At 36.7% G+C, this 22,291-nt stretch carries 25 protein-coding genes and 1 tRNA gene; 24 read left to right on the top strand and 2 right to left on the bottom strand.

Annotation, left to right across the window (positions count from 1 at the left end; all coding sequences use genetic code 11):
* Positions 1-61: 61 nt before the first annotated feature.
* From ACTJJF_RS20700 to ACTJJF_RS20690, 3 genes are all read left to right on the top strand, one after another.
* Entirely contained in the window at positions 62-1,177 is a 1,116-nt protein-coding gene (locus ACTJJF_RS20700) for a helix-turn-helix domain-containing protein (RefSeq protein WP_440700875.1), read from the top strand.
* 159 nt (positions 1,178-1,336) lie between these two features.
* Positions 1,337-2,356 (top strand): alpha/beta hydrolase, encoded by a 1,020-nt coding sequence (locus tag ACTJJF_RS20695; RefSeq protein WP_440700874.1) that lies wholly within the window; start codon positions 1,337-1,339, stop codon positions 2,354-2,356.
* Between the two features lie 11 nt (positions 2,357-2,367).
* Complete coding sequence (locus ACTJJF_RS20690; RefSeq protein ID WP_440700873.1) at positions 2,368-3,036, top strand: hypothetical protein; 669 nt, start codon at positions 2,368-2,370, stop codon at positions 3,034-3,036.
* Between the two features lie 36 nt (positions 3,037-3,072).
* On the opposite strand, the gene ACTJJF_RS20685 is transcribed toward ACTJJF_RS20690, so the two are convergent.
* Positions 3,073-3,429 carry a winged helix-turn-helix transcriptional regulator gene (locus tag ACTJJF_RS20685; protein ID WP_312305379.1) on the bottom strand — a complete coding sequence of 119 codons (357 nt, stop codon included), beginning with the start codon at positions 3,427-3,429 and terminating at the stop codon, positions 3,073-3,075.
* Between the two features lie 141 nt (positions 3,430-3,570).
* Between ACTJJF_RS20685 and ACTJJF_RS20680 the strand changes: the two genes are divergently transcribed.
* From ACTJJF_RS20680 to ACTJJF_RS20590, 19 genes are all read left to right on the top strand, one after another.
* Entirely contained in the window at positions 3,571-4,524 is a 954-nt protein-coding gene (locus ACTJJF_RS20680; RefSeq protein ID WP_440700872.1) for an alpha/beta hydrolase, read from the top strand.
* 10 nt (positions 4,525-4,534) lie between these two features.
* The gene (locus ACTJJF_RS20675; protein ID WP_440700871.1) at positions 4,535-5,101 is read left to right on the top strand and encodes a cysteine hydrolase family protein; all 567 of its coding nucleotides are present in this window, start codon (positions 4,535-4,537) and stop codon (positions 5,099-5,101) included.
* A gap of 157 nt (positions 5,102-5,258) precedes the next feature.
* Positions 5,259-6,896: a histidine kinase gene (locus tag ACTJJF_RS20670; protein ID WP_440700870.1), complete on the top strand. Its 1,638-nt coding sequence runs from the start codon at positions 5,259-5,261 to the stop codon at positions 6,894-6,896.
* A 130-nt stretch (positions 6,897-7,026) separates the two neighbouring features.
* Complete coding sequence (locus tag ACTJJF_RS20665; RefSeq protein WP_440700869.1) at positions 7,027-9,594, top strand: zinc-dependent metalloprotease; 2,568 nt, start codon at positions 7,027-7,029, stop codon at positions 9,592-9,594.
* Positions 9,595-9,600: 6 nt separating this feature from the next.
* The gene (locus tag ACTJJF_RS20660; protein WP_440700868.1) at positions 9,601-12,930 is read left to right on the top strand and encodes a SusC/RagA family TonB-linked outer membrane protein; all 3,330 of its coding nucleotides are present in this window, start codon (positions 9,601-9,603) and stop codon (positions 12,928-12,930) included.
* An 11-nt stretch (positions 12,931-12,941) separates the two neighbouring features.
* Positions 12,942-14,261: a RagB/SusD family nutrient uptake outer membrane protein gene (locus ACTJJF_RS20655; RefSeq protein ID WP_440700867.1), complete on the top strand. Its 1,320-nt coding sequence runs from the start codon at positions 12,942-12,944 to the stop codon at positions 14,259-14,261.
* A gap of 75 nt (positions 14,262-14,336) precedes the next feature.
* The gene (locus ACTJJF_RS20650) at positions 14,337-15,098 is read left to right on the top strand and encodes a LytR/AlgR family response regulator transcription factor (protein WP_440700866.1); all 762 of its coding nucleotides are present in this window, start codon (positions 14,337-14,339) and stop codon (positions 15,096-15,098) included.
* A 137-nt stretch (positions 15,099-15,235) separates the two neighbouring features.
* Positions 15,236-15,844: a hypothetical protein gene (locus ACTJJF_RS20645; protein WP_440700865.1), complete on the top strand. Its 609-nt coding sequence runs from the start codon at positions 15,236-15,238 to the stop codon at positions 15,842-15,844.
* A gap of 47 nt (positions 15,845-15,891) precedes the next feature.
* Complete coding sequence (locus tag ACTJJF_RS20640; protein ID WP_440700864.1) at positions 15,892-16,359, top strand: hypothetical protein; 468 nt, start codon at positions 15,892-15,894, stop codon at positions 16,357-16,359.
* 73 nt (positions 16,360-16,432) lie between these two features.
* Positions 16,433-16,819, top strand: a complete 387-nt coding sequence (locus ACTJJF_RS20635; protein WP_440700863.1) for a hypothetical protein — start codon at positions 16,433-16,435, stop codon at positions 16,817-16,819.
* Positions 16,820-16,852: 33 nt separating this feature from the next.
* The gene (locus ACTJJF_RS20630; RefSeq protein ID WP_312305353.1) at positions 16,853-17,263 is read left to right on the top strand and encodes a hypothetical protein; all 411 of its coding nucleotides are present in this window, start codon (positions 16,853-16,855) and stop codon (positions 17,261-17,263) included.
* A gap of 35 nt (positions 17,264-17,298) precedes the next feature.
* A complete protein-coding gene (locus ACTJJF_RS20625; RefSeq protein WP_312305351.1) occupies positions 17,299-17,697 on the top strand; it encodes a hypothetical protein in 399 nt (132 codons plus the stop codon).
* A gap of 34 nt (positions 17,698-17,731) precedes the next feature.
* The gene (locus ACTJJF_RS20620) at positions 17,732-18,106 is read left to right on the top strand and encodes a hypothetical protein (protein WP_440700862.1); all 375 of its coding nucleotides are present in this window, start codon (positions 17,732-17,734) and stop codon (positions 18,104-18,106) included.
* 41 nt (positions 18,107-18,147) lie between these two features.
* Entirely contained in the window at positions 18,148-18,609 is a 462-nt protein-coding gene (locus ACTJJF_RS20615) for a hypothetical protein (protein WP_440700861.1), read from the top strand.
* Positions 18,610-18,639: 30 nt separating this feature from the next.
* Positions 18,640-19,104: a hypothetical protein gene (locus ACTJJF_RS20610; RefSeq protein ID WP_440700860.1), complete on the top strand. Its 465-nt coding sequence runs from the start codon at positions 18,640-18,642 to the stop codon at positions 19,102-19,104.
* Between the two features lie 303 nt (positions 19,105-19,407).
* Positions 19,408-19,893, top strand: a complete 486-nt coding sequence (locus ACTJJF_RS20605) for a hypothetical protein (RefSeq protein WP_065398777.1) — start codon at positions 19,408-19,410, stop codon at positions 19,891-19,893.
* A 27-nt stretch (positions 19,894-19,920) separates the two neighbouring features.
* On the top strand, positions 19,921-20,232 hold the full coding sequence (locus tag ACTJJF_RS20600; RefSeq protein WP_065398776.1) for a hypothetical protein: 312 nt from the start codon (positions 19,921-19,923) through the stop codon (positions 20,230-20,232).
* An 18-nt stretch (positions 20,233-20,250) separates the two neighbouring features.
* Positions 20,251-20,562, top strand: a complete 312-nt coding sequence (locus tag ACTJJF_RS20595; protein WP_065398775.1) for a hypothetical protein — start codon at positions 20,251-20,253, stop codon at positions 20,560-20,562.
* Between the two features lie 299 nt (positions 20,563-20,861).
* A complete protein-coding gene (locus ACTJJF_RS20590; RefSeq protein ID WP_440700859.1) occupies positions 20,862-21,191 on the top strand; it encodes a hypothetical protein in 330 nt (109 codons plus the stop codon).
* A gap of 231 nt (positions 21,192-21,422) precedes the next feature.
* Here the strand turns inward: ACTJJF_RS20590 and ACTJJF_RS20585 are convergent.
* Positions 21,423-21,495 (bottom strand) — tRNA-Phe (locus tag ACTJJF_RS20585).
* A 359-nt stretch (positions 21,496-21,854) separates the two neighbouring features.
* On the opposite strand from ACTJJF_RS20585, the gene ACTJJF_RS20580 reads away from it, so the two are divergent.
* Entirely contained in the window at positions 21,855-22,010 is a 156-nt protein-coding gene (locus ACTJJF_RS20580) for a hypothetical protein (RefSeq protein ID WP_440700858.1), read from the top strand.
* 56 nt (positions 22,011-22,066) lie between these two features.
* Positions 22,067-22,285, top strand: a complete 219-nt coding sequence (locus ACTJJF_RS20575; RefSeq protein ID WP_440700857.1) for a hypothetical protein — start codon at positions 22,067-22,069, stop codon at positions 22,283-22,285.
* Positions 22,286-22,291 lie beyond the last annotated feature (6 nt).

The raw sequence follows: 22,291 nt of genomic DNA, 5'->3' as shown, positions 1-22,291 counted from the left end.
TTATATTTACTTTTGTTATCAACACTATTGATTATCAGTTAACAATAATATTAAAGTTCATATGCTTTATCTGTCCGGAGTTTTCTTGGCTTTCTTTCTCGCTTTTCTTTTGATTACAAAGAGAAATAAAAACACAGCTGATTTTATTTTAGCAATGTGGTTGTCATCAATAGGACTTAATCTGGCCAGTTATTATTTGTTTCTTACCGGTAAATTTACAGAATATCCTTCATTAGCTTTTCTTGGCTTTACACTGCCGCTTGTATATGGTCCGTTTTTATATATCTATGTTAAAAAACAAACTTCTCAGGGATCTTTTTCATGGAAATATTTGGTTCATTTTATTCCTTTTCTGATCTGTAATCTGTTGTTTGTGTCATTCTATACAGCTCCTTTTGAGAAAAGAGTGGAAATCTTCAGACATGAGGGAAGTGGCTTTGAAACAGAGCTGCTGATCAGGCTCTATGCCGTTTATATTTCAGGAATTGCTTATGTAGTAATGTCTTTCCGTGCTTTGTACCAGTTCAGGAAAAATATGGTTCAGCAGTTTTCCAATACAGAAAAGATCAATTTCAACTGGCTGCTGTATCTTATTATCTGGATTGCGCTGATCTGGGGACTTGTTCTTTTCGTTAATATCAATATTATTTATGGAGCTGTAGCAATATTTATTGTATGGCTTGGATATTTTGGAATAAAGCAGGTTCAGGTTTTCAATCAGCCGGTATTGGCTTTTATGGGCAATGAAGTGATCACAAGCCCTGCTATTGAAACTGAAAAAACAGAAGAACATCATTTTCCTGCTGAAAAGAAATATCAAAAATCAAAACTTACAGAAGAAAATCTGGACGAAATTCATGATCGTCTTAAACGTCTTTTGACAGATGAAAAACCTTTCATCAATCCCAACCTTACCCTGAATGAACTGGCGGCAATGCTGGAAGTTCATCCCAATTATCTGTCACAGGTCATCAATTCCAAAGAAAACAAAAACTTCTATGAACTTATCAATGAAAAAAGAATTGAGGAGTTTTTAGACAGAGTTTCAAAACCTGAAAGCCGGCAGTTCACCTTACTATCCATTGCCTTTGAATGTGGATTTAATTCTAAAACTTCATTCAACAGAAATTTCAAAAAATATACGGGAGCCACTCCAAGTGAATATCAGAAAGTCTGATTTTGCGTTTCATCTTTCAGGGAGAAGGTTTCAATCTTCATATCTGTAATATAATCAATTAGTTGTGTTTTGTTTTTTTGTGGGTTCAACTTTCCTGATGGGGCGGTTTGCTTTCAGGTATAATGAATCTTTGCATCATAATTTTTTAAAACCAAAAGTATGATTGCTTTCAGAAAAACGAATCCGGCTTTAGCTGTTTTTACCATTTTTACTTTGTTGTTTTCCTGTACAGATGGAAAGACGATTGATCAACCCGGTAATCTCGTTCCTAAAACGGTAGATCAGGATCCTTCTCTTCCGTCTGTCTCAATAAATGGAGCCAGATTGCATGCAGAAGCATTTGGTCCTGAAAACGGGACGATTGTTATTCCCTTACATGGTGGTCCGGGAGGAGATTACCGTTATCTGCTCCATTGTAAAGACCTTGCGGACAAAGGCTACAGAGTTGTGTTTTATGATCAGAGAGGTTCCGGCCTTTCTCAGCGTTTTCCTAAAAAATCTTACACCTCCTTAGGGGCAGGAGCAGCAGACCTGATGTATGATGAGCTGCACGCTGTTATTGCTCATTACCGTAAAAATCCAGGACAGAAAGTTGTTCTTTTAGGACATTCATGGGGAGGAATGCTGGCTTCAGGATATGCCGGAAAATACCCCAACGATATACAGGGGCTTATTGTCTGCGAGCCCGGAGGACTGATCTGGGATGATGTGAAAGACTATGTTAAAAAATCAAGATCATTTAAACTCTGGAGTGAAATTCTGAATGACGCAGCCTATCTGGATCAGTTTATTTCAGGAAAAGAAGATCAGCATGAGATTCTGGATTATAAAATGTCTATGCTTTCTTCAAAAAACAGTATTACAGGAGAAGGTGATTTTGATCCTGCCATAAGCTGGAGGAGCGGAGCTGTTATAATGGATGCGCTATTCGATAGTGGAGAAAAATATAATCTGGATTTCTCAAAAGGAGTTCAGAATTATAATGGCCCGGTATTATTCTTTTATAGTGAAAAAAATAAAGCCTATCCCGATTCATGGGCCCAGAAAATTTCCGGAAGCTTTAAAAAGGTGACCAGAGTGAAGATCTCCGGAGTAGGGCATGACGGGATCATTAGCAACTATAATGCCTGGAATACCCAGACAAAACCTCATATCATTACGCTTATCGACGGTCTTTAAAAACTAATACAATGAAAAAATATATAATATCAGTCTTATTTGTAATACTGGCAGCTAGTTCTTTAAAGTCACAAACGGTAAACTGGGCTGGCCTTAACAACAAAGAAAAGCACATCCTGAATGCTAATATAGGTACAGAATATGGAGTGATCTTTGGCCTTGGATACGGATACAAGTTGAATACAAAATGGTTTCCTATGATTACCGGAGTTGAGTTTTCCGTTCCTTCAGGAGGTATATTGCTGGATGATTTCAAGGCAAAAGCAGGGGCAAACATCCGTTGGGTGAAAGTGAATGATTTTCAATTGTCTACCAGAGTTCAGGGGATCTTCCGCCGATTCGAGAATGAGAATGTAGCTATTGCTAATTTCGGATTAGATATGGCGGGAATCATTGGGTATTACAGACCGAAATGGTTCATCGGTATTGAAGCAGGCTTTGATAAGGCGATTGTTTCCCATTTTGAGCATACAGCCCACTATAAAGAAATATTTCCTGATGTAAAAAACGGATGGTATGAGCCAGCTACCGGAGGGAATTTCTATTATGGCATCCAGGGTGGGTATTCTTTTCCTCATCAGGAAATCTATCTGAAGTTGGGAAATATAGTTTCACAGGATTTTAAAACCAAACCGCAGTTGCCTTTTTTAGTTCAGGTAGGTTATAATTATAAGCTATAAAAGAAGAGAGGCAGTCTCACTTTTGAGATTGCCTCATTACTTTTTGATCTCTTTATGTTCCTTACCCCATATTTCAAGCTGATCCAGAACAGGAATCAGCTTTTTTCCGATTTCTGTCAGCTCATATTCTACTTTTAGCGGAACTTCCGCATATACGGTCTTTATAATGAGTTTTTCCTGTTCCATTTTTTTTAACTGGAGGGTAAGCATTCTTTCGGAAATGTTGGGGATCTTATCTTTCAACTCAAAAAATCTTAATTTCTCCCGCTTAAGATGATAACAGATAGAGAGAATCCAACGGCCACTGATCAGATTGACAGCATATATTTCTGAGCAGCTGTACTCCAGTGTTTTTTTATTTTCATTATTGGTGGATGATTCTTTTATACCCATACTTACATTTTTGTTCGTTCCATACAATCTTTTGTATACTTGGAAAGCACCATATCGATAAGCTAAATTTACAAATAAATAAGAAATATACAGCCGAAAAGAAGCTTAATTATAGATGTAGAATAAAATATTTGTAATAGGATGGATTTTAATAGAATAGACAAGGAATTAAAATATAGTATTGAAAATGTACCTTATTCATTGGAAATTGATGAAAATTTATTTTTGAATGCTCCGGAAGTTATTCAAAAGGAAAGAAAAGAATTTACAAAAGCGCATCCATTTAAAAAACCGGACCATATTCTTGTAAAAGATATTTTTACACCAAGCTCAGAAGATGGATATGAAATCAGGCTTCATATTTACCAGTCTGAAAATTTCAATCAGGAAAGGGTCCTTCTTTATTTTCATGGAGGAGGATATGTTTTTGGAATGCCAGAGCAGGTGGATTATCAAATGTTTGAAATTGCGGATAAACTGAATGCAACCATAATCTCTGTAGATTACCGACTGGCACCTCAATACCGGTTTCCAACACCTGTTTTGGATGGGTTTGATGCATTGCAATGGGTAATCGGGTATGGTGAAGATCAATTGGGAATCAATCCGGATCGTATTACCGTATTCGGGGCAAGTGCCGGAGGGCATTTGGCTGCTGCTGTGGCTCAAATGGCTGCCGACCGTGGTATTCAGAATATAAAACATCAGTTTTTATTATATCCCGTGATTCATCATAAGCTGAATACCTCTTCAATGGAAGAATTTACCGATATCCCATTATGGAATAAAAAGTACGCCCAGACTGCATGGTTACATGTACTGGGTAAAGAAAATAAAGATAAAAGTATCAGGTATTCAGATCTGACCTATTATGATAACTTTTCCCGATTACCACAGACTACCATTGTTGCTTGTGAACTTGATCCTTTAAGAGATGAAGATATCGATTACGCTCAGCTTTTATACAAAGCAGGTGTGAAAACTGAATTATGGGTGATCCCCGGAGCGCTGCATGTATTTGATCTCTTTGATTCTTCCATGAATGATGAATATAAAAAGTTTCTTCTGAACAGACTTTTCAAAATGATACCATAAATTGAAGAATATGAAACTAAGAGATAAAAACCCGGCACTGCTTCTTATCGATATTCAGAAAGGATTTCTTGACGAAAACTATTGGGGAGGAAACAGGAATAATAAAGATGCAGAAAAAATCAGCGGAAAAATACTGGAAAGATGGAGAAACCTGAATTTGCCGATATTTCACATCCGGCACAGCTCTACCAACCTTTCCTCAAAATTGCATGAAACTCAGCCAGGATTTGAATTTAATGAATATGTTTTACCGCAAAATGATGAATGTGTTATTACCAAAAATGTAAACAGTGCTTTCATAGGAACTGATCTGAAAGAAAAACTGGATCTTAAGAAAATAAATACGGTAGTGATTTTGGGAATTACAATCAATCATTGTGTTTCTACCACAACAAGAATGGCAGGGAACTTCGGCTATGAAACTTATGTGGTTTCTGATGCTACAGCCGCTTTTGACAAAACCGGAATACATGGTGAAAAATACGATGCGGAATTAGTTCACCTCATGGCACTGGCTAACCTGAATGAAGAATTTGCAACCATCCTGAACACTGAAGATTTATTAAAAAAACTGTAGAGAAAATTACAGATTTATACATTAAAACGGTCTTGTTTATGGCCGTTTTTTTTATTTTAAAAAAGAAAATCGTGTAATTGCTGAAAAAAAATAATTCACTTTATAGTCCTGAAAACTTTGTTATATTTTTGCAAATTAATAAGTTATCGTAGAAGAGATGCTCCGTAAAGTAAAATACTTTGTTATACTTTTTGGAGAAAATAAGAATGTAGAAGAATTGAATTTTAAGCACGCCCTTACCCGAAAATCCGTTTATATTACTGCCCTGTCCGTCTGTCTGATCGCTGTGGTGGCATTTGCTGTTCTAAGCTTTTTGATCACCCGTGACAGCCGGAAAAATACTGAAGATTTTGCACGACGAACCTTCTTCCGCAAATATGAATCGATAGAAAATGAATTCAGGAATATTGAAGATTATCAGTACCTGCTTCGTGCCCTGATCCGTAAAGATGGTCTGAAAAACTATAAGGACTATTCATCAGTCTTGAATGACCTCAACAAAAAAAGGAATCTGCTGGCTTACAGCTGGTATTATTATGACAGCAATAGTACCGGAAAATCTGAAACCAACAGCCCTCTGTCTGATATTTTTAAAAATAATGAGAACCCGGAAAAACAGGTTACTCTTAAGAACAGCGGATCCGGATACTTCAAAGACCTTTTGATCAGTCATAAAGACAGCTTATACTGGATGAGCTATGATTCTCTGGTAATGCCCAATAAAAATATGCTGTATTATGGCTCTGCGGTGAGTCTTGATGATCTCCACCAATATTTCATCAATGTAGATAAAAACTCGAATACCTATGCTTATGTCTTTACTAAAGAAGGAATTTGCATTACCCATCCTGAAAAAAAATATCTGGGAAAAAACATTACGGAGTTTACAGATATCAAACCTAAAGATACCCTGTGCAGCAAGTCGCAGACAGGTTTTACACAGGGAACCGCAATTTCCGAATATTTAGGAGTTGAAGTGACCCGGTTTATAAAACCGCTGAAAACAGATAACTTTGAAGGCTACACTGTTGTAAATCATGTCAACTTTATTATTGATGAAAATGTATATAAGGTAAGAACCTATACTATCTTTATTTTCCTGGCGGCCCTTTTTCTTATTGTAACAGTATTTATTCTTTTTCAGAGATCAGCCAATATTGCCTATAAAGAGAAAGAAAAAATACAGTCTGAAAAGAATCTGCTGCTGATAGAGAATGAGAAAATGCACAAGGCAGAAGTAATTAATCAGCTTCAGCAGCTTAAAAATAACATCAATCCCCATTTTCTTTTCAACTCACTGAACTCACTATACATGCTGATCGGGATCAATAAGGAGAATGCTCAGAAGTTTACCATGAATCTTTCCAAGATCTACCGCTACCTGATCGTACCTCCGAAAGAGAATATTGTTCCGGTTTCACAGGAGATTAGTTTTATCCGGAAATATATGGAACTTTTGAAAAGCAGGTTTGATGAAGAACTGAGTTTTGAACTGATCATCAATCATAAAGAAAGTTTAGAAAAAAGAATTCCTTATCTATCCCTTCAGGTTGTTACGGAGAATGCCATCAAACACAATATTGCAACCATTGATCAGCCTTTGGAAATCATCATTATCGTAGATGAAGACGGGATTACGGTAAAGAATACCTGGCAGCCCAAGACTGAGCCGGTACAGGGAGAAAAGTTCGGAATTGACTATTTGAATCAAATTTATGAATATTTTAGGATTAATTCTCTTAATATATCTGTAGATGGTGAATATTTTGTATGTTTTTTACCATTATTGAAGTGAAAATAAAAATCCATTCACTCCCAAAAACCAACCGCTCACTCCCTAACAATACCCCTTATTATTTCTTTACCTATAGCTTTGCCGGCTGAAACTAAGATATTTACTATTTGGAATGAATCGGACTATTTTAATGAAGAATTACAGACTTGCACTGTATCTGGGACTGGCTATAGCTTCACCAATGGCAATGGCTCAGAAAAAAGATACGGTAAAAGTCAATAAAGACAAAACTGATAAGACTGAGGTTTCATCATCAAAGAAGACCAAAAAAATTGAAGACCTGATCAAAAAAGGAACCTATAAAAAGGGGCTTTTCAATACGATCCAGGTAAAAACAGATGTTTATTTTGAGATTCCGGACAGTTTGATGAACCGTCAGTTTCTGGTAGTCAATAAGCTGTCTCAGGTACCGATGCAGGTGAATGAGGCGGGATTGAACAAAGGGATGAATTATGAAAATAAGATCATTTCTTTCCACCGTGACAATGTGGCCAAAAAGATTTGGGTTAAAACCTCAGACGTCAAAGTATCATCGCCTAAAAATGATGCAATTACAAAATCTGTAAAAGACAACTTTTCAGAATCTGTGATTGAAGTGTTTGATATTGAAGCCCAAAACAATGATTCTACTGCAGTAGCCATTAAAGTGAACAAAGTTTTTGACGGTAATCAAAAAAGCTTTAATGATGTTCTTGCGAATGTAGGACTTGGAGGATCTGTGAAGTCAAGCCTTTCGTACATCGAAGGTGTGAAGACATTTCCTCAGAATCTTGTTGTGAAATCCCAGCTGACCACTTCTGTGAACGAAGGAGGGGTAGATCTTCCGGTAACATTGGGAGTAACCACTAATATCGTACTGCTTTCCAAAACGCCTATGAAGCCAAGGATTTCTGATCAGAGAGTCGGCTTTTTCAATGAAAAACATTGGGCGTTCAATGACCGCCAGCAGAAAATGGATGAAAAATTCTTCATTACCCGATGGAACCTGGAGCCTAAAGACGAAGACAAAGAAAAATACCTGAAAGGTGAGCTGGTAGAACCGAAAAAACCGATCGTTTATTATATAGATCCTGCAACCCCAAAACAATGGCGAGAAAAGATCATAGCTGGAGTTTATGACTGGCAGGCTGCATTTGAACAGGCAGGTTTTAAAAATGCCGTTATTGCTAAAATGCCCGATGAAAAAGATGAAGACTTCGATATTGATGATGTAAGATATTCAGTGATCACGTATGCCGCTTCCCCAAAGTCAAATGCAATGGGACCTTCTGTGGTAGACCCGAGAAGTGGTGAGATCATTGAGGCGGATATTATCTGGTGGCACAATGTAATGACTTCTCTTCAGGAGTGGATGAGAATTCAGATTGGTCCTATAGATCCTAAAGCGAGAGGAAACAAATTCAGTGATGAATATATGGGTGAGGCAATCAGATTCGTTTCATCCCATGAGGTAGGGCACACCTTCGGGCTGAAGCATAATATGGGATCTTCTTTTGCATTTCCTGTAGAATCACTCCGTTCAAAAGAATTTACCGATAAAATGGGGGGAACTGCTCCTTCTATCATGGATTATGCCCGTTACAATTATGTGGCACAGCCGGAAGATGGAGTTACTGCCATCACTCCAAAAATAGGAATTTATGATAAATATGCGATAGAGTGGGGCTACCGTTGGTATCCGGATGAGTTTTCTGAGAAAAAAGCACTTAGAAATTTAATTGAGAAACATCAGGATGACCCTTTGTATTTCTATGGTGAGCAGCAAAGTTATTTGGAAACCATTGATCCCCGTTCACAGTCAGAAGACCTTGGTGATGATGCCATGAAAGCCAGCGAATATGGATTGAAAAACCTGAAAGTCGTTATCAATAACCTGTTACAATGGACTTATGAAGACGGGAAAAGCTATACGGATGCGGGTAAGTTGTATTTTGGTGTCATCGGACAGTGGGATTTGTATACAGGGCATGTGATGGCCAATGTGGGTGGAATTTATCTGAACAATACCAATTTTGGAAGCAAGAAAAAAGCATATGAAGCAGTACCGGCTGAGACTCAGAAAAGGGCTGTTGATTACCTTGTGAAAAATGCCATCAACCTTCCGGAATGGTTATTCTTCAACCCCATTGCAGAAAAAACTTACGCTGTTAAAAACTCACCGATGGGACCGTTTGAGCAGACTCCGTACACTTTAGCAAGAGGAATGCAGTATGCAAATATCTACGCTCTGTTGATGGATGACAGGCTTCTCAGATTGCTTGAAAACGAGTTGAAGCACGAAATGTCAGGTTCAAAAGAAGAAATCTATACGGTAGAGAATTTATTTGATCAGGTAAGGAACTCAATTTTCAATAAAAAAGGCACGCTCACTATTCTTGAAAGGATGACGCAGAAGAATTATGTGGATGCCCTTATCGTTTCTGTCAATAAATTATTTGAAAAAACAGCAGTGAAGGGATTGAAAGTATACAACACATTGAATATACCGATGATCTGCAACTTCCATGGTGAAGAAAAGAACATCAGGAATATCAATTATTCATCCATGAAAAGAGTATCTGAAGTAACTACCTACAAGAGAGCAGAACTTCAGAAAGTACTAGACCTGCTGAACAGAACCCGATATAAGGGCGATGATGCTTCAAGAGCACATTACACAGATTTAATTATTCGTATTGAAGAGGCTTTAAACAAATAAACAGCTATGAAAAAAACTCTAATCCTTTTACCTCTTTTGGCTGCTAATATTGCACTAGCCCAGCAAAAGAAAACCATCACCGGGAAAATAGAAGACGGAAATACTTCCGGCAGCATTGCCGGTGCATCTATAAAAATAGAAACACAGTCTGTTTCTACCAAAACCGACCTTACCGGGATCATTGAAAGTGTATCGGTAGGTACGGTAACCGATAAAGACGGAAAATTCATCCTGGAAATTCCGGCAGATACAAAGTCTGTATTGGTGAGCTATCCGGGCTATGAATCCAGGCTTATTCAGATTACTGAAGGAAAAACTCAATATACCATAAGACTGACTCCTGAGATTTCAGATAAAAATAAAATCCAGGAGGTGATCATCACCGGATACCAGAAGATTGAAAAACGTAAACAGACTTCAGCCGTTTCTACGGTGAAGATGGATGCCATCAATCAGTCCGGGGTTGCCAGTGTAGACCAGATGTTATCCGGGCAGATTGCAGGGGTAGTGGTTACGCCTGAAACAGGATCACCGGGAGGTGCCGCAAAAATCAGAATCCGTGGAACAGCGTCTTTATCCGGGCCTCAGGATCCGTTATGGGTGATTGACGGTCTTCCGCTGGAAGGAAATGATGTTCCGAATTTCAGTGATAAAGACAATATTGACCAGCTTCAGAACTTTTCTATCGCAGGGCTGAACCCTAATGATATTGAAGATATTACCATTCTGAAAGATGCCGCTGCAACAGCTATCTATGGTGCCAGAGCGGCCAACGGGGTTATTTCAATTACCACGAAGAAAGGTAAAAAAGGAACCATGAAAGTGAATTTTTCTGCAGACACCTTTATTACATCCCGTCCTGATTTTGATAAGCTGAACCTTTTGAACGCATCTGAGAAAGTTGATTTCGAGTTGATGCTTGCAAAACGTACCGATCTTACCTATCGTGCCGATAAAGGAGAAGTCATGAGAATATTGACGAAAAACAATCAGCTTGATGCTTTCAGAAATGCAGGTTGGGACGCATTGGATCCTATGACACGTCAACAGATTGATGCCTTGAAAAACAGCAATACAGACTGGGGGAAACTGTTGTATAGAAATGCAATCAACAAACAATACGGATTGAGTGTTTCCGGAGGAAGTGACCGTTCAGATTATTATTTCTCACTGGGGTATTTTGATGAAGAAGGAACAACAATCGGTACAGGTTTTAAGCGTTATAACCTGACTTTAAAGAACAATTATAAATTAAGCGATAAGCTGAATGCGGGAATCTCTGTTTTCGGTACACAAAGTGAACGTTCATCTTTTATGACGGATGCTGATGCGGCGGCGAGTCCCATTAACTATTCAAGAAATGCAAATCCTTATCTTACGCCTTACAATCCGGATGGAAGCTACAGATATGACCGTGATATAGATGGCTATGCAGATCAGTACGTTCCTTTTAATTTCCTTGAAGAAAGAGAAAATACAGATTATACGCTGAAGAATCATTCATTAAAGGCTATCCTGGATTTAGAATATAAAGCGTCTAAAAGTTTGATATTCACATCCCAGTTGGGACTTCAGTACGATATCAATAAAACGGAGAAATTTGCTGCTGAAAATACCTATTTTACCCGGAAGATGAGGGAAGGTACCCGCTATTATAAAGATGGTGCGTACCGTTATTTCCTGCCTGCAGGAGGGATAAAGCAGAATTGGGATAATGATTTTTTCCAATATAACTGGAAATTACAGGGAGCATACAGCACCAAAATCAATTCAGTACATGAGATTGATGTGATGGCCGGAACTGAAATCCGTAAAACGTTAGATAATACTACCGTAACCAGAGCATTCGGTTATAATGGATTTACCAAAACAGGTGCGCCTATTTCATTCCCTACCACAGAATTTGCGGGAGATAAAAAGTATGAAACTTACAGAGAAATGCCTCCTGTAGAGAATGCTTATGCTTCCATGTTTGCTACAGCTTCTTATACGTATGATCAGAAATATACCTTTTTTGGAAGTGTAAGATACGACGGTACCAATTTATTTGGAGTAAACAAAAAATATAAATATCTGCCGATCTGGGCAGCTTCAGGGTCATGGTTGGTGAGCAAGGAAAACTTTATGCAGGCAGTTCCTGCTGTGTCTAATCTTAGGCTGAGAGCTTCTTATGGTTTGCAGGGGAATATAGACCGTAATACATCACCATTCTTTATCGGGGAATATTCTGAAGTCATTATTCTTCCGGGAACGAAAGAAGAAATAATCAATGTGATGAGTCCTCCTAATGATAAACTCCGTTGGGAAAAAACAACCAATGTGAACTTTGGGGTTGATCTGGGATTGTTCAAAAACCGTATCAATCTTACTGCTGATATATACAGCAGAAAGGGAACTGATATGATCAGTATGAGAGAAACCCCTCTTGAAACAGGGTTCAATTATACGATGATGAACTGGGGAAGTTTAACCAACAAAGGTTTTGAATTGGCCATATCTACCAGAAACATTGATAAGGAAAACTTCAAATGGTCTACCACTATTAATTTTGCTCATAACAAGAGTAAAGTTCTTACAGAGCAGCCGCGTGAAAACTCATTGATTCCTTCAAGAGAAGGACTTCCTGTAAACGCAGTTTTTGCTTTGAAAACAGCAGGAGTAGATGAAAACGGAAACCCGATGTTCTGGAAAGGAAATGAAAAAATGAAGATCGAAGATTTCTTCAAGCTGTATGATGTATATGAAGAGTTTCTTCCCGGGCAGCTTGTAGGATCAAGACTTTCAAGCGAAGAGATGAGAAACCTTTTCACTTACGTAGGAGATAGAGATCCTAAATTTACAGGAGGAATTATCAATACATTTAAAGTACATAATTTCGACCTTACTGTTTCTGCTGCCTTCAGTTTTAAACAAACCGTAATGCGATCTCCTTCTTACAGGGGAATGGAAATAGACAGAGGTAGAAACTATACCAGAGATATTTATGAAGCGGGAGGTTCATTGCCTGCAATTACAGGCTCTGAAATGGAAAGCAACCCGGGATGGATGGGGAATAAATGGTTGAGAGATAACCCTTCTAATGCTTATGGTTTGCTTGATGTATGGGCTAAAGAGATCAGCTATCTGAGGATCAGCAGTATCCGTTTAGGATATACACTTCCTAAAGAATTTACCAGCCCAATGGGAATCAGCAGTCTGAGACTGAGTGTTGAAGGTCGTAACCTGTTTGTATTCAGCAACGGACACAAAGGATATTTTGATCCGGAAACGTATGGTAATATTTATGCCCAGCCTATCGCCAAGTCAGTTACAATTGGCTTTAATGTTTCTTTTTAAAACTTGAAAAAATGAAAAAAATAACTCTATTCATTGCATTAGCGGTAATCAGCCTTACCAGCGTAAGCTGTGACCGTTTTCTAGATATACAGCCTGAAGGAAAAGTAATCCCGGTTACCGTAGAAGATTACAGAAAAGTTCTTACATCAGCTTATTCGAAATATCCAACCCATAAATCTTTGACAGCATTTCGTACAGATGAGGTTTATCTTAATGAAAATTTAACCGAATTTAATGTTTACCGGGAACTTGCAATGTGGAAAGACAGTAATTATGATTCCGGGACCGCAGAATATCCATGGGTGAATTTTTACATGACGGCTTTTTACCTGAATCAGATCATCAATGAAGGAAGTAAGACCATGAGTAATTCTCCCGAAAAACAGCAGATTCTGGCGGAAGCTTATGCATTAAGGGCTTACTTATACTTTGATATGGTGAATTTGTATGGTAAACATTTCAATAGTGCTACCGCTGCCTCAGACAGAGGGGTACCAATTAATCTTGAAACAGATCTTGAAGAAGTGTTGAAGCCATCTTCAGTGCTGGAGGTATATAATCAGGTACATGCGGATGTGAAAAAAGCAGAAGAACTAATGGTGCAAGAACAACAGGTATCCGGTGTTAACTACAGATTCTCCAAAGTTGCCATAAAAGCTTTCCAGGCCAGAATAGCACTTTACCAGGGAGATTGGGATGCTGCGAGAACTTATTCTGATCAGGCGTTGGCAATAAAAAGTACTTTAAGCAATCTAAATACAGCCAATGTAGCACCTAATCATTATACTTCTGTAGAGTCTATTATGGCTTTGGATAACCCGGCAGATATGAATGTGCAGAATTTGGGTATCATCTCTCCTGAACTGATTTCAAAATATGATAATACTTCGGATAAAAGATTCGTAATGTATTTCGAGAAGAAAAATAACCTGTATAAATTGATCAAAGGGGGAAGCACAAATTTCAGAGTATCCTTCAGAACTGCGGAATTGTATTTTATAAAATCTGAAGCATTATTAAAGCTTAACAGGCTTGATGAAGCTAAAGAAACATTACTTACCGTTCTTAAAAACAGATATACTGCAAATGGTTATACTTCTGTTCAGAGCCAGGTGAATGCAATGAATGCCGCAGATTTCACGAATTACATAATGGATGAGAGATTCAGAGAATTTGCACTGGAAGGGCACAGATGGTTTGATCTCAGAAGAACCAGCCAGAAAAAAATAGTACATACCATAAGTGGTAAAGAATATATTCTTCAGCAGAATGACCCGAGATATACCATAGAATATCCGATGAGTGCAAAGAAGAACAATCCTAATTTATAATATTTCATATTAACAACCCTTGAAACCGCTGGAGCTTAAACGTTCTAGCGGTTTTTTTGTACTTTTGTACCTGTTATGAAAATTGCCATTATAGAAGATGAATTGCTGGCTGTTAATTATCTGAAAGGTCTTTTGGATAAGCAGACCATCATTCCTGTTACTGAAACAGTGGTTCTTCGCTCAAAAAAACAGGCAATTGATTTCTTTCAGACTCATTCTGCAGATCTTATCTTTATGGATATCCATCTCGGAGACGGGATGAGCCTTGAGATTTTTGAGCATGTGGAACTTTTCACCCCGATTATTTTCATCACAGCATTCGATGAGTATGCGATGAGGGTTTTCCGGCATTTTACCATAGACTATCTTCTGAAACCTTTCGAAGAAGAAGACCTTCACAAGGCCTTACAGAAGTTTATCTCCATCAGGAATAATTTTGATCCGGAATCGACACTGAAGTCTATTTCCAGTTTACAAACCGGAGATTCTGATATGATGAAACGCTTTATGGTAAGAGAAGGAAATAAGCTGAAATCAATAGACGAACATCATGTCGCATATTTCTTTGCATCCGGGAAATATCTTTTCTTAACATCAAAAGACCATCAAACCTATATTTACGATGATACCATCAAAGATATTATTCAAAAATTAAACCCACAGGTTTTCTTCAAGATAAACCGTAAGTTTATCATCAATAAAGAAGCTGTTACGGATATTATCAAGCACACAAGCCAGAAAGTAGAGTTGAAACTTTCCCCGGAACCGGAGGTGAATGCTGAGGTTTTCATCAGTAAAGTTCAGATCGCAGAATGTCTGAGCTGGCTGAACAGCTGATTTTATTTTGCCGGAAGAACTATAATCTCTATTTTGGACGGAAAAAAGAAGAGGAAGGCCAATGAGATCTGATCAGATTGAAACCATCAGACTTGGTCATTATTTCAGGTTATTTCCTTTTTAATAGATGATATACAATGACAGCAGATATAACATTTGAGAATGAATTTGAAAAAGCTATTACTTCTGATGAAGCAGCAATAAATCTGCATTTTCACAAGGTTTTTACAGTCAATGCCGAAGTTTTCAGAAAAGAAGAATATAAAAATAATATCCTGATCAGTGTTATTCATTATCTGAAGGCTGATGATAATGAACAGTTGATTCTTTCAGAGCTTGTGAACCACTATCCGGATCTGGATTGGTTTGAAATACGTATCATAGAGCAGATTGGTGTTTACAGAAAGGAAATCCAAAGGTTTTTATTGTCAACGGGTGCGTATGAAGATTTTCAGATCACTTTGTTACGGAACGAAGATGGATTGCCTATCTTTGAAAGAGAAGATGAAATTGTAGATGAGAGGTCTCATAGTGGTACCAGAAAATACTATTATGATCCACTGTCAAAACAAGAGAAATTTGAATTCATATATAAGCCGGATGGTCATTTATCTTCAATGCGGGGCTCAGAACCACCGTTTGTCGCAGAAAATGACTATTCAATAAAGTATTGCGAAATTGAGTTTTTCTTTCCCGGCTTTTTATCAGAGAATCCTTACTATCAAAACGCTGATCTGTTGCCGTAGAGACATTTTTCAAATCATCGTAAGTCACAATAACATCTCTATAGACCATGGGAAAAACGCTGGTAGAATACGAAAAAGATAAAGGATTCTGGATATCAGAGTCAATGATGCAGCTGGTATTGCATTATATTTTGGAAGAGGCTGAGAAACCGGAATGTTCTCTCCCTGATAAGGAAGACCTTGTGATGGACTTGAAATTTCATATCAACGGATACAGCCGGGGCTATATGTCTGTGGGATTATTTGATAGTATCGAATCTCCGGCTGATGAACAGCTAATGATACAGCTGCTGAATGATGTGAAAACAGGATTACAGAAAAAAGGAAACCTTATTTCTGTAGAAGAATTAATGAAGATTCCGACTGAAGATCTCGCTTTTAAATACATTCTGGATAAGAAACCATTTCCCACAGCAGAACTGATCCGTGTAATGAATGCTCTTATTCAGATGCTGGAAAGAATCTGGGATCATAAAGACTATCAGATGGAGCTGGACTGGACTTATTTTGATTAGCTTGCCGGAACGGGAAACAAAAATACATACCTGTCTGAAAAATGATATTTCAGTTTTAGACCTAAATGAACAAATGAGTATACTGGATGATTATAATATTAGCTTTACAAATAAAGTTATAGCATTTAATTCTGATCAAAAATGCAATGTTAAGATAGCAGATCATCATGTGAGTGATGATTTTTGGGGATATTTTTTAAACCATTTTAAATCTGTTTCAGATATTGATGAAATTGCAGGAGATATTGATTTTATAGGATCACAAGGAGGATATGATCCGGAATATTGTTTGGAAATCTATCTGGATAAACTAACCGTAAGATATACCGATACAACTGCCCGTTTTTTAGATGAAAAAGATCATTTTATTCAGGAAATTTCATTGAGTGATTATAAAGCCGTTTTATTGCTATGGAAAGATTTTCTTCAAACTCCTCCTCTGGATTTTGAAAGTCTTTAGATAGAAGTAAGTTAATGCGTAAAAAATAATAGAATGAGTGTCTTAGAAGATTATAAAGTGAGCTTTGTTATAAAAACAATTCATAATTCAGATTATAAATTGATGCAGTCAATAAGCCCTGCATTAGATGGAGTATTTTTCGAATTTAGACGTATAGAAGAATGTGATATATTGTTAGAAATTATAAATGCACAGCTTCGTAATCCTCAATCAGGAGAATATTTTTTTCCTACTCAAGGGTTAGAGCTTATAATAATCACTCATTTCATGACGAGTATTTATATCGATGTAGAAAAGTATGATACAAATCCTGAAATAAATCCTGAAGTAAATGCAGATTATACTTTGCCTACAGCAGACCTCAAAGAAATCGTTGAAGCATGGAAGAATTTTGTGGTTAATGGTGAGGGTGAAGAGGGCAGAACCAACTTCTATAGGGATTGATATTTTAAATAAATTAAGACATTAAAAATAACAGGATGAGTATTACAACAGATTATAAAATAAGTTTTGGAGTTAAAAAAATACATGATCGGGATTTTAAATTCATGCGTTCCATAAATTATTCTTTAGATTCAATTATTGCTGATTTTAGAAATATTCTTAATTGCGATAACTTATTAGGAGCGATTAATAGTATAATGGAATCACCCTCACCTGGAGAAATACTATATATCACAGAAGGATTGCAGCTTATTAAAATCACACACACCACCACTGAAATTTATCGTGATTCTGTTAAGCATGATTCAGATCCGGGCATTACAGCAGATTACACTTTACCTACAGCAGATTTCAAAGAAATTGTGATAGCTTGGAGAAATTTTGTAGTTAATGGTGAAGGTGAAGAGGGCAGAACCAGCTTCTACAGGGATTGATATTTTAACACATTATGAAGATAGAATTAATAGGATGAGTAGTATAGCAGAGTATGAAATAAGTTTTGGAGTGCAGGAAATACATGGTAAAGATTATAAATTCATGAAATCTAATGAGTTTATTCTGAGTAATTTAATGAGTGAATACAATACCATGAGAAAAAGTGATGAGCTTGTAGAAGCCATCACGTATGCCCAGGAGCATCCACAAGATGGAAGTGTAAGGTTTACTACAGATGGGCTGCAGTTCGTGGAAATATTTCCATCAGTTACAAAAATCTATACTGATAAGGATGATTATCATGATCAGAATTCAATACCTGATTTTGCTTTGCCAACAAATGATTTCAAAGAGATCGCATGGGCATGGAGAGATTTCGTCTGTCATGGAAAAAGATCACTAAAGTAAATATCGCTCGGGAAGAGCCTGCTAATAAATCAAATAAAAATATGGCAACAACATTTATAGATTATAAGGATAAAAAAGGATTCTATATCAGTGAATCATTTATGCAGTTGGCAATTTATTATATTTTTGAAGAATTAAAGAAATCACAGTATACGTTTGTCAACAAAACAGAGCTGCTTGATAGTTTTGATTCTATTATTAATGGCTATTGCAATGGTTATTTAGTGTTGTTGTGGGATGAAGAATTAGATGGAACCGCTGATGAACAGACAATGATTCTGGTACTGCAAAACGTAAAAACTTCACTTATAAATAAAGGAGATATGATCAGCTTAGCGGAGTTAAAGGCTATTCCTACTGATGATAAGGGTTTTGAAATATTATATAGCAGAAACCCGTTTCCAACATCTGAACTCATTAAGATTATGGATGCACTTATACAAATGCTCAATGGAAGCTGGACTTCAACCAATCTTTACCTGGATATTAATTACAGACTATAACATCAATCAATACAATCAAACAGCTCGAAGATGGCAACAGAAAATATGGACTATAAAGGTAAAGGGTTTATAACATCAGATATTTTTATGGAGTTAGCTCTTTATTATATTCATGAGGAGCTTAAAAAAGACCAGTATATTTTCATTCAGAAAAGAATTCTTACAAACTATCATCTGATGGTAATCAATGGTCAAATGGGAGGTTGGTTTGCATTTCTCTGGGACGAGTATATATCAAATTCCTCAGAGGAGCAGACTATGGTTCGGATTCTTCAAATTGTAAAAGACAGGATTCATCATAAAGGGGAGTATATCTCTTTAGCGGAATTACAAGCTATCCCAACAATGGACGATCATTTTAAACTATTTTATAACAAACCTTTTCCAACAGCGGACTTAATCCGGATCTTAGATGCTTTAATCCGGATGCTTCAGGGAAATTGGGAGCATGAAGATTATGATATGCATATCAATTACTATTATTCTCTTCTTTGAAATTGAGCTTATAGGTCTGCTTTTAGAATTCAATATATTTATAAAACTTTTACCGTTACAAAAAAACAGCAGGGTAGAATATCCCTGGAATCTAAAAAGAGTGAAGAAAGCGGTCTGTGATGAGAATTACGCAGGACAGTATACATTTCATAGAGTTTTGTTTGATAAAAGTAAAAAAAGGCCTACCTTCAGGTTGATCTCCCTAAAGAACAGGCAAGATTCGAAATTGTAGGACTACGATTAAAGAAAGAAAACGGAACATGAGAATTTGAAAAATAACTCATCAGCATGTAAGAAAAAGAAATGATGGAAATTAAGATATTAACCTATTTGAAGGATAATCCGGCAATAAATCCGGGAAATAAAGAATACGAAGGAAGAATAGAACCTATGTCTTTTTCCGAAGTTCAAAATCATGAAGAGATCTATAATAATGGCAAACCATTTCCTGAAGCAGTAAGGGAGCTATTATTTCTGGCGGGAAAAAGATGTCATGTGCTGAGCCATAATATTCTTGATATTAATGAACTTCAGGAGAATCCGAGAGAATGGATGCAGGAGAATAATAAAGCGATTAATCGTCCCTTCTATGTAATTGAGTGCTGGGCATATGAAGAATCTTTTTTATTTGTTTATCTTGATGAGACTGATGATCCTATAGTGCGCCAAGCGTACCTGTTTTGTGAAGATTATAATATACCTTTTATTTCGAACCTGTCAGGTCATACATTATCAGAATTTATAAACCATAGGATTAATCTCCGGAAACAGGGCTATAATCCGTTTTAATAAACTTTCAGCACAATTTTAAATACTATGAACCTAAAAGAACCGGAGAAAAAAAGAGTAGATTTCGAAGATATTGAATGGGGCGATTATGACCATGACGGGAGTAGTCTTGTTCTGTATAACGGACGTTTGTATACAGGATATGTGATATTGGATAAATTCCCGAATGGAAACATTGATGCAGAAATGGAATACAATTCCGGAAGTCATATCGGATGGAAAAATGAGTATAATGAAGCCGGAATTCTTATTTATTCATGCTATTCGGTGGGACCAACCACTCAGGAAGTCTATAATTACGATGATGAGGGAAATCTGCTCGACTATTACACACTGTAAATTACTGATGAGATAAAGATGAACTTAAAAGAATTTCACAAACCCAGAATTGAACTGAAAGATGTCTGCTGGGGTGATTATGATTATGATGGGAGCTGTCTGGCGATGCATAATGGTGAGCTTTACACCGGCTATGTTATATTTACAAAATATCCGGACGGAGTGGTTAAAGCAGAAGTAGAATATAATTCAGGAAGTCATATCGGTTGGGAAAATGAGTATAATGAAGCCGGAATTCTTATTTATTCATGCTATTCGGTTGGACCTACCACTCAGGAAGTCTATAAATACGATGATGAGGGAAATCTGCTCGACTATTACACATTGTAAATTACTGATGATATAAAGATGGACTTATAAGAATTTTACAAACCCAGAATTGAATTAAAAGAAATCTGCCGGGGTGATTACGATTATAATGTGAGCCCTCTGACTATGGAAGAAATTCAGACATTGAGAAAGATCATTAAAGATTAGTTTTTCTGTCAGAATGTGCCGAAATCCGGCCTTCTACTAATCATGAAATGAATATAAATAGAATGATCAAACAATATGAAATTAACTGATTTTTCCATGATCAATCATAAAATAAGTTTCAATAACCATACTACGCCAATTTGGAAAACCTATTGAATAACGATTTTAAAACTCCGGCGGCAGTAACCCCATTTTTAGTAGAACTCGTTTACCTCAATAAAAATTGGGAAAATATGGAGATTAGAGAGGCATTTATAGAAAAAGAAGGCGGTTATTGGGACTGGCAATCGCTTAGCGAATTTAATGTAACAGGTAACTGGTTTACATTTTTCAAATTTGAAGATCTTGGTGGTTATATTGATGTTGATACCAAAACTTTTTATTTGGAAAATTCTTTGCTCCCGAATGAACCTATTATTAAGATGTCGGTAGATGAGTTTATAGATGTTCTGCAACAATGGAAAACAATATTAAATCAATAAACCAGATCTCAAGAAATTTCAATTTCTCCAACAACAGAGTATGACCAATCAGTTTCATTTTGATTTATAGCTAAAAAAGCTTCTTCAGCGACAAAACCACACTCTTTGCTCCCTTAAAAATATAACATAAAGAATAGAAAACTTTGCGTGCTAAAAATATCGCATCAGTCTAAAAAGAGAAGTCTGTGTGTTAAAAACAAAAAAACCTCTGAAAAATCAGAGGTCTTCAAGTGGTTTCTCCAGGAATCGAACCAGGGACACATGGATTTTCAATCCATTGCTCTACCAACTGAGCTAAGAAACCATTATATTGTTGTTTATTACTTCGTTGTTTTAAAGTGATGCAAAAGTAGTACATTTTGTGATATCACGCAAGTTTTTTCGTGATGTTTTTTAGAAAATTCGCTGCTGTCAATAGTTTTTTAATTCAAATGGCTGATCATTAGTGATTTGTGATCTTTGTTTTTTTATATTATGATTCGCTGAGATTCCACCTTATAGGTTTTTCACCGGACATATGATCGTAGAAATACTACACTTTTTAAGATTTATACCGCAATGATCCTTTTGACAGAAGAATTCCTTTTATATTTATCGGAATCAATAAAAGGAGGATGGTTTTTGGCTGCTACAGAATTATTGATTTAAAAAAATACATTAACTATGAAAAAAATGCTCAAAAGAATATTGATTATTACCGGAATTGGAGTCGTATTATATTTCGGGGCAGGTTTTCTTGCTGTATTCTTCCTGACATATTTCTCTTCGCCAAAGCGGATAGAAAGTTTACCTAAAGAAAAAGTACTGTTGCCCGGTTAAAAAAAGACTATCATTTAGAGAAAATTGAAAGGTCTCCGGAGACGGAACATCAGCTTTTGGCCCCTAAAGATACTTTGACCTATACACTTTACCTTTCAAAAATAGACTGTGGTAAAAGTGAAGAAGAGATGAAGTCCGGAGCCTTGGCAATAGCAAAAGAAATCAATACCCTTGATTGGCATCCGAATTTCTATAAATATGAAATCTTCTTTTATTGTAAACAGTCTCCACCGGGAATCGCAACCTATCGGTTTTTACGGAAAGATCTTAAATGATATACA

It is taken from the genome of Chryseobacterium sp. 22458, from assembly GCF_052044975.1.
GTDB lineage: Bacteria > Bacteroidota > Bacteroidia > Flavobacteriales > Weeksellaceae > Chryseobacterium.
Note: the sequence above shows the minus strand (reverse complement) of the source record. Positions and strands in the feature narration are given on the sequence as shown.

Bases quoted from the DNA above. Each gene is read 5' to 3' on its own strand.
- ACTJJF_RS20630 (WP_312305353.1), top strand. From the start codon at position 16,853: ATGAGTGTCTTAGAAGATTATAAAGTGAGCTTTGTTATAAAAACAATT.
- ACTJJF_RS20690 (WP_440700873.1), top strand. From the start codon at position 2,368: ATGAAAAAATATATAATATCAGTCTTATTTGTAATACTGGCAGCTAGT.
- ACTJJF_RS20650 (WP_440700866.1), top strand. From the start codon at position 14,337: ATGAAAATTGCCATTATAGAAGATGAATTGCTGGCTGTTAATTATCTG.
- ACTJJF_RS20685 (WP_312305379.1), bottom strand. From the start codon at position 3,429: ATGGGTATAAAAGAATCATCCACCAATAATGAAAATAAAAAAACACTG.
- ACTJJF_RS20665 (WP_440700869.1), top strand. From the start codon at position 7,027: ATGAAGAATTACAGACTTGCACTGTATCTGGGACTGGCTATAGCTTCA.
- ACTJJF_RS20655 (WP_440700867.1), top strand. From the start codon at position 12,942: ATGAAAAAAATAACTCTATTCATTGCATTAGCGGTAATCAGCCTTACC.
- ACTJJF_RS20640 (WP_440700864.1), top strand. From the start codon at position 15,892: ATGGGAAAAACGCTGGTAGAATACGAAAAAGATAAAGGATTCTGGATA.
- ACTJJF_RS20620 (WP_440700862.1), top strand. From the start codon at position 17,732: ATGAGTAGTATAGCAGAGTATGAAATAAGTTTTGGAGTGCAGGAAATA.
- ACTJJF_RS20605 (WP_065398777.1), top strand. From the start codon at position 19,408: ATGATGGAAATTAAGATATTAACCTATTTGAAGGATAATCCGGCAATA.
- ACTJJF_RS20580 (WP_440700858.1), top strand. From the start codon at position 21,855: ATGAAAAAAATGCTCAAAAGAATATTGATTATTACCGGAATTGGAGTC.
- ACTJJF_RS20695 (WP_440700874.1), top strand. From the start codon at position 1,337: ATGATTGCTTTCAGAAAAACGAATCCGGCTTTAGCTGTTTTTACCATT.
- ACTJJF_RS20680 (WP_440700872.1), top strand. From the start codon at position 3,571: ATGGATTTTAATAGAATAGACAAGGAATTAAAATATAGTATTGAAAAT.
- ACTJJF_RS20670 (WP_440700870.1), top strand. From the start codon at position 5,259: ATGCTCCGTAAAGTAAAATACTTTGTTATACTTTTTGGAGAAAATAAG.
- ACTJJF_RS20625 (WP_312305351.1), top strand. From the start codon at position 17,299: ATGAGTATTACAACAGATTATAAAATAAGTTTTGGAGTTAAAAAAATA.
- ACTJJF_RS20635 (WP_440700863.1), top strand. From the start codon at position 16,433: ATGAGTATACTGGATGATTATAATATTAGCTTTACAAATAAAGTTATA.
- ACTJJF_RS20600 (WP_065398776.1), top strand. From the start codon at position 19,921: ATGAACCTAAAAGAACCGGAGAAAAAAAGAGTAGATTTCGAAGATATT.
- ACTJJF_RS20610 (WP_440700860.1), top strand. From the start codon at position 18,640: ATGGCAACAGAAAATATGGACTATAAAGGTAAAGGGTTTATAACATCA.
- ACTJJF_RS20615 (WP_440700861.1), top strand. From the start codon at position 18,148: ATGGCAACAACATTTATAGATTATAAGGATAAAAAAGGATTCTATATC.
- ACTJJF_RS20675 (WP_440700871.1), top strand. From the start codon at position 4,535: ATGAAACTAAGAGATAAAAACCCGGCACTGCTTCTTATCGATATTCAG.
- ACTJJF_RS20645 (WP_440700865.1), top strand. From the start codon at position 15,236: ATGACAGCAGATATAACATTTGAGAATGAATTTGAAAAAGCTATTACT.
- ACTJJF_RS20595 (WP_065398775.1), top strand. From the start codon at position 20,251: ATGAACTTAAAAGAATTTCACAAACCCAGAATTGAACTGAAAGATGTC.
- ACTJJF_RS20700 (WP_440700875.1), top strand. From the start codon at position 62: ATGCTTTATCTGTCCGGAGTTTTCTTGGCTTTCTTTCTCGCTTTTCTT.
- ACTJJF_RS20660 (WP_440700868.1), top strand. From the start codon at position 9,601: ATGAAAAAAACTCTAATCCTTTTACCTCTTTTGGCTGCTAATATTGCA.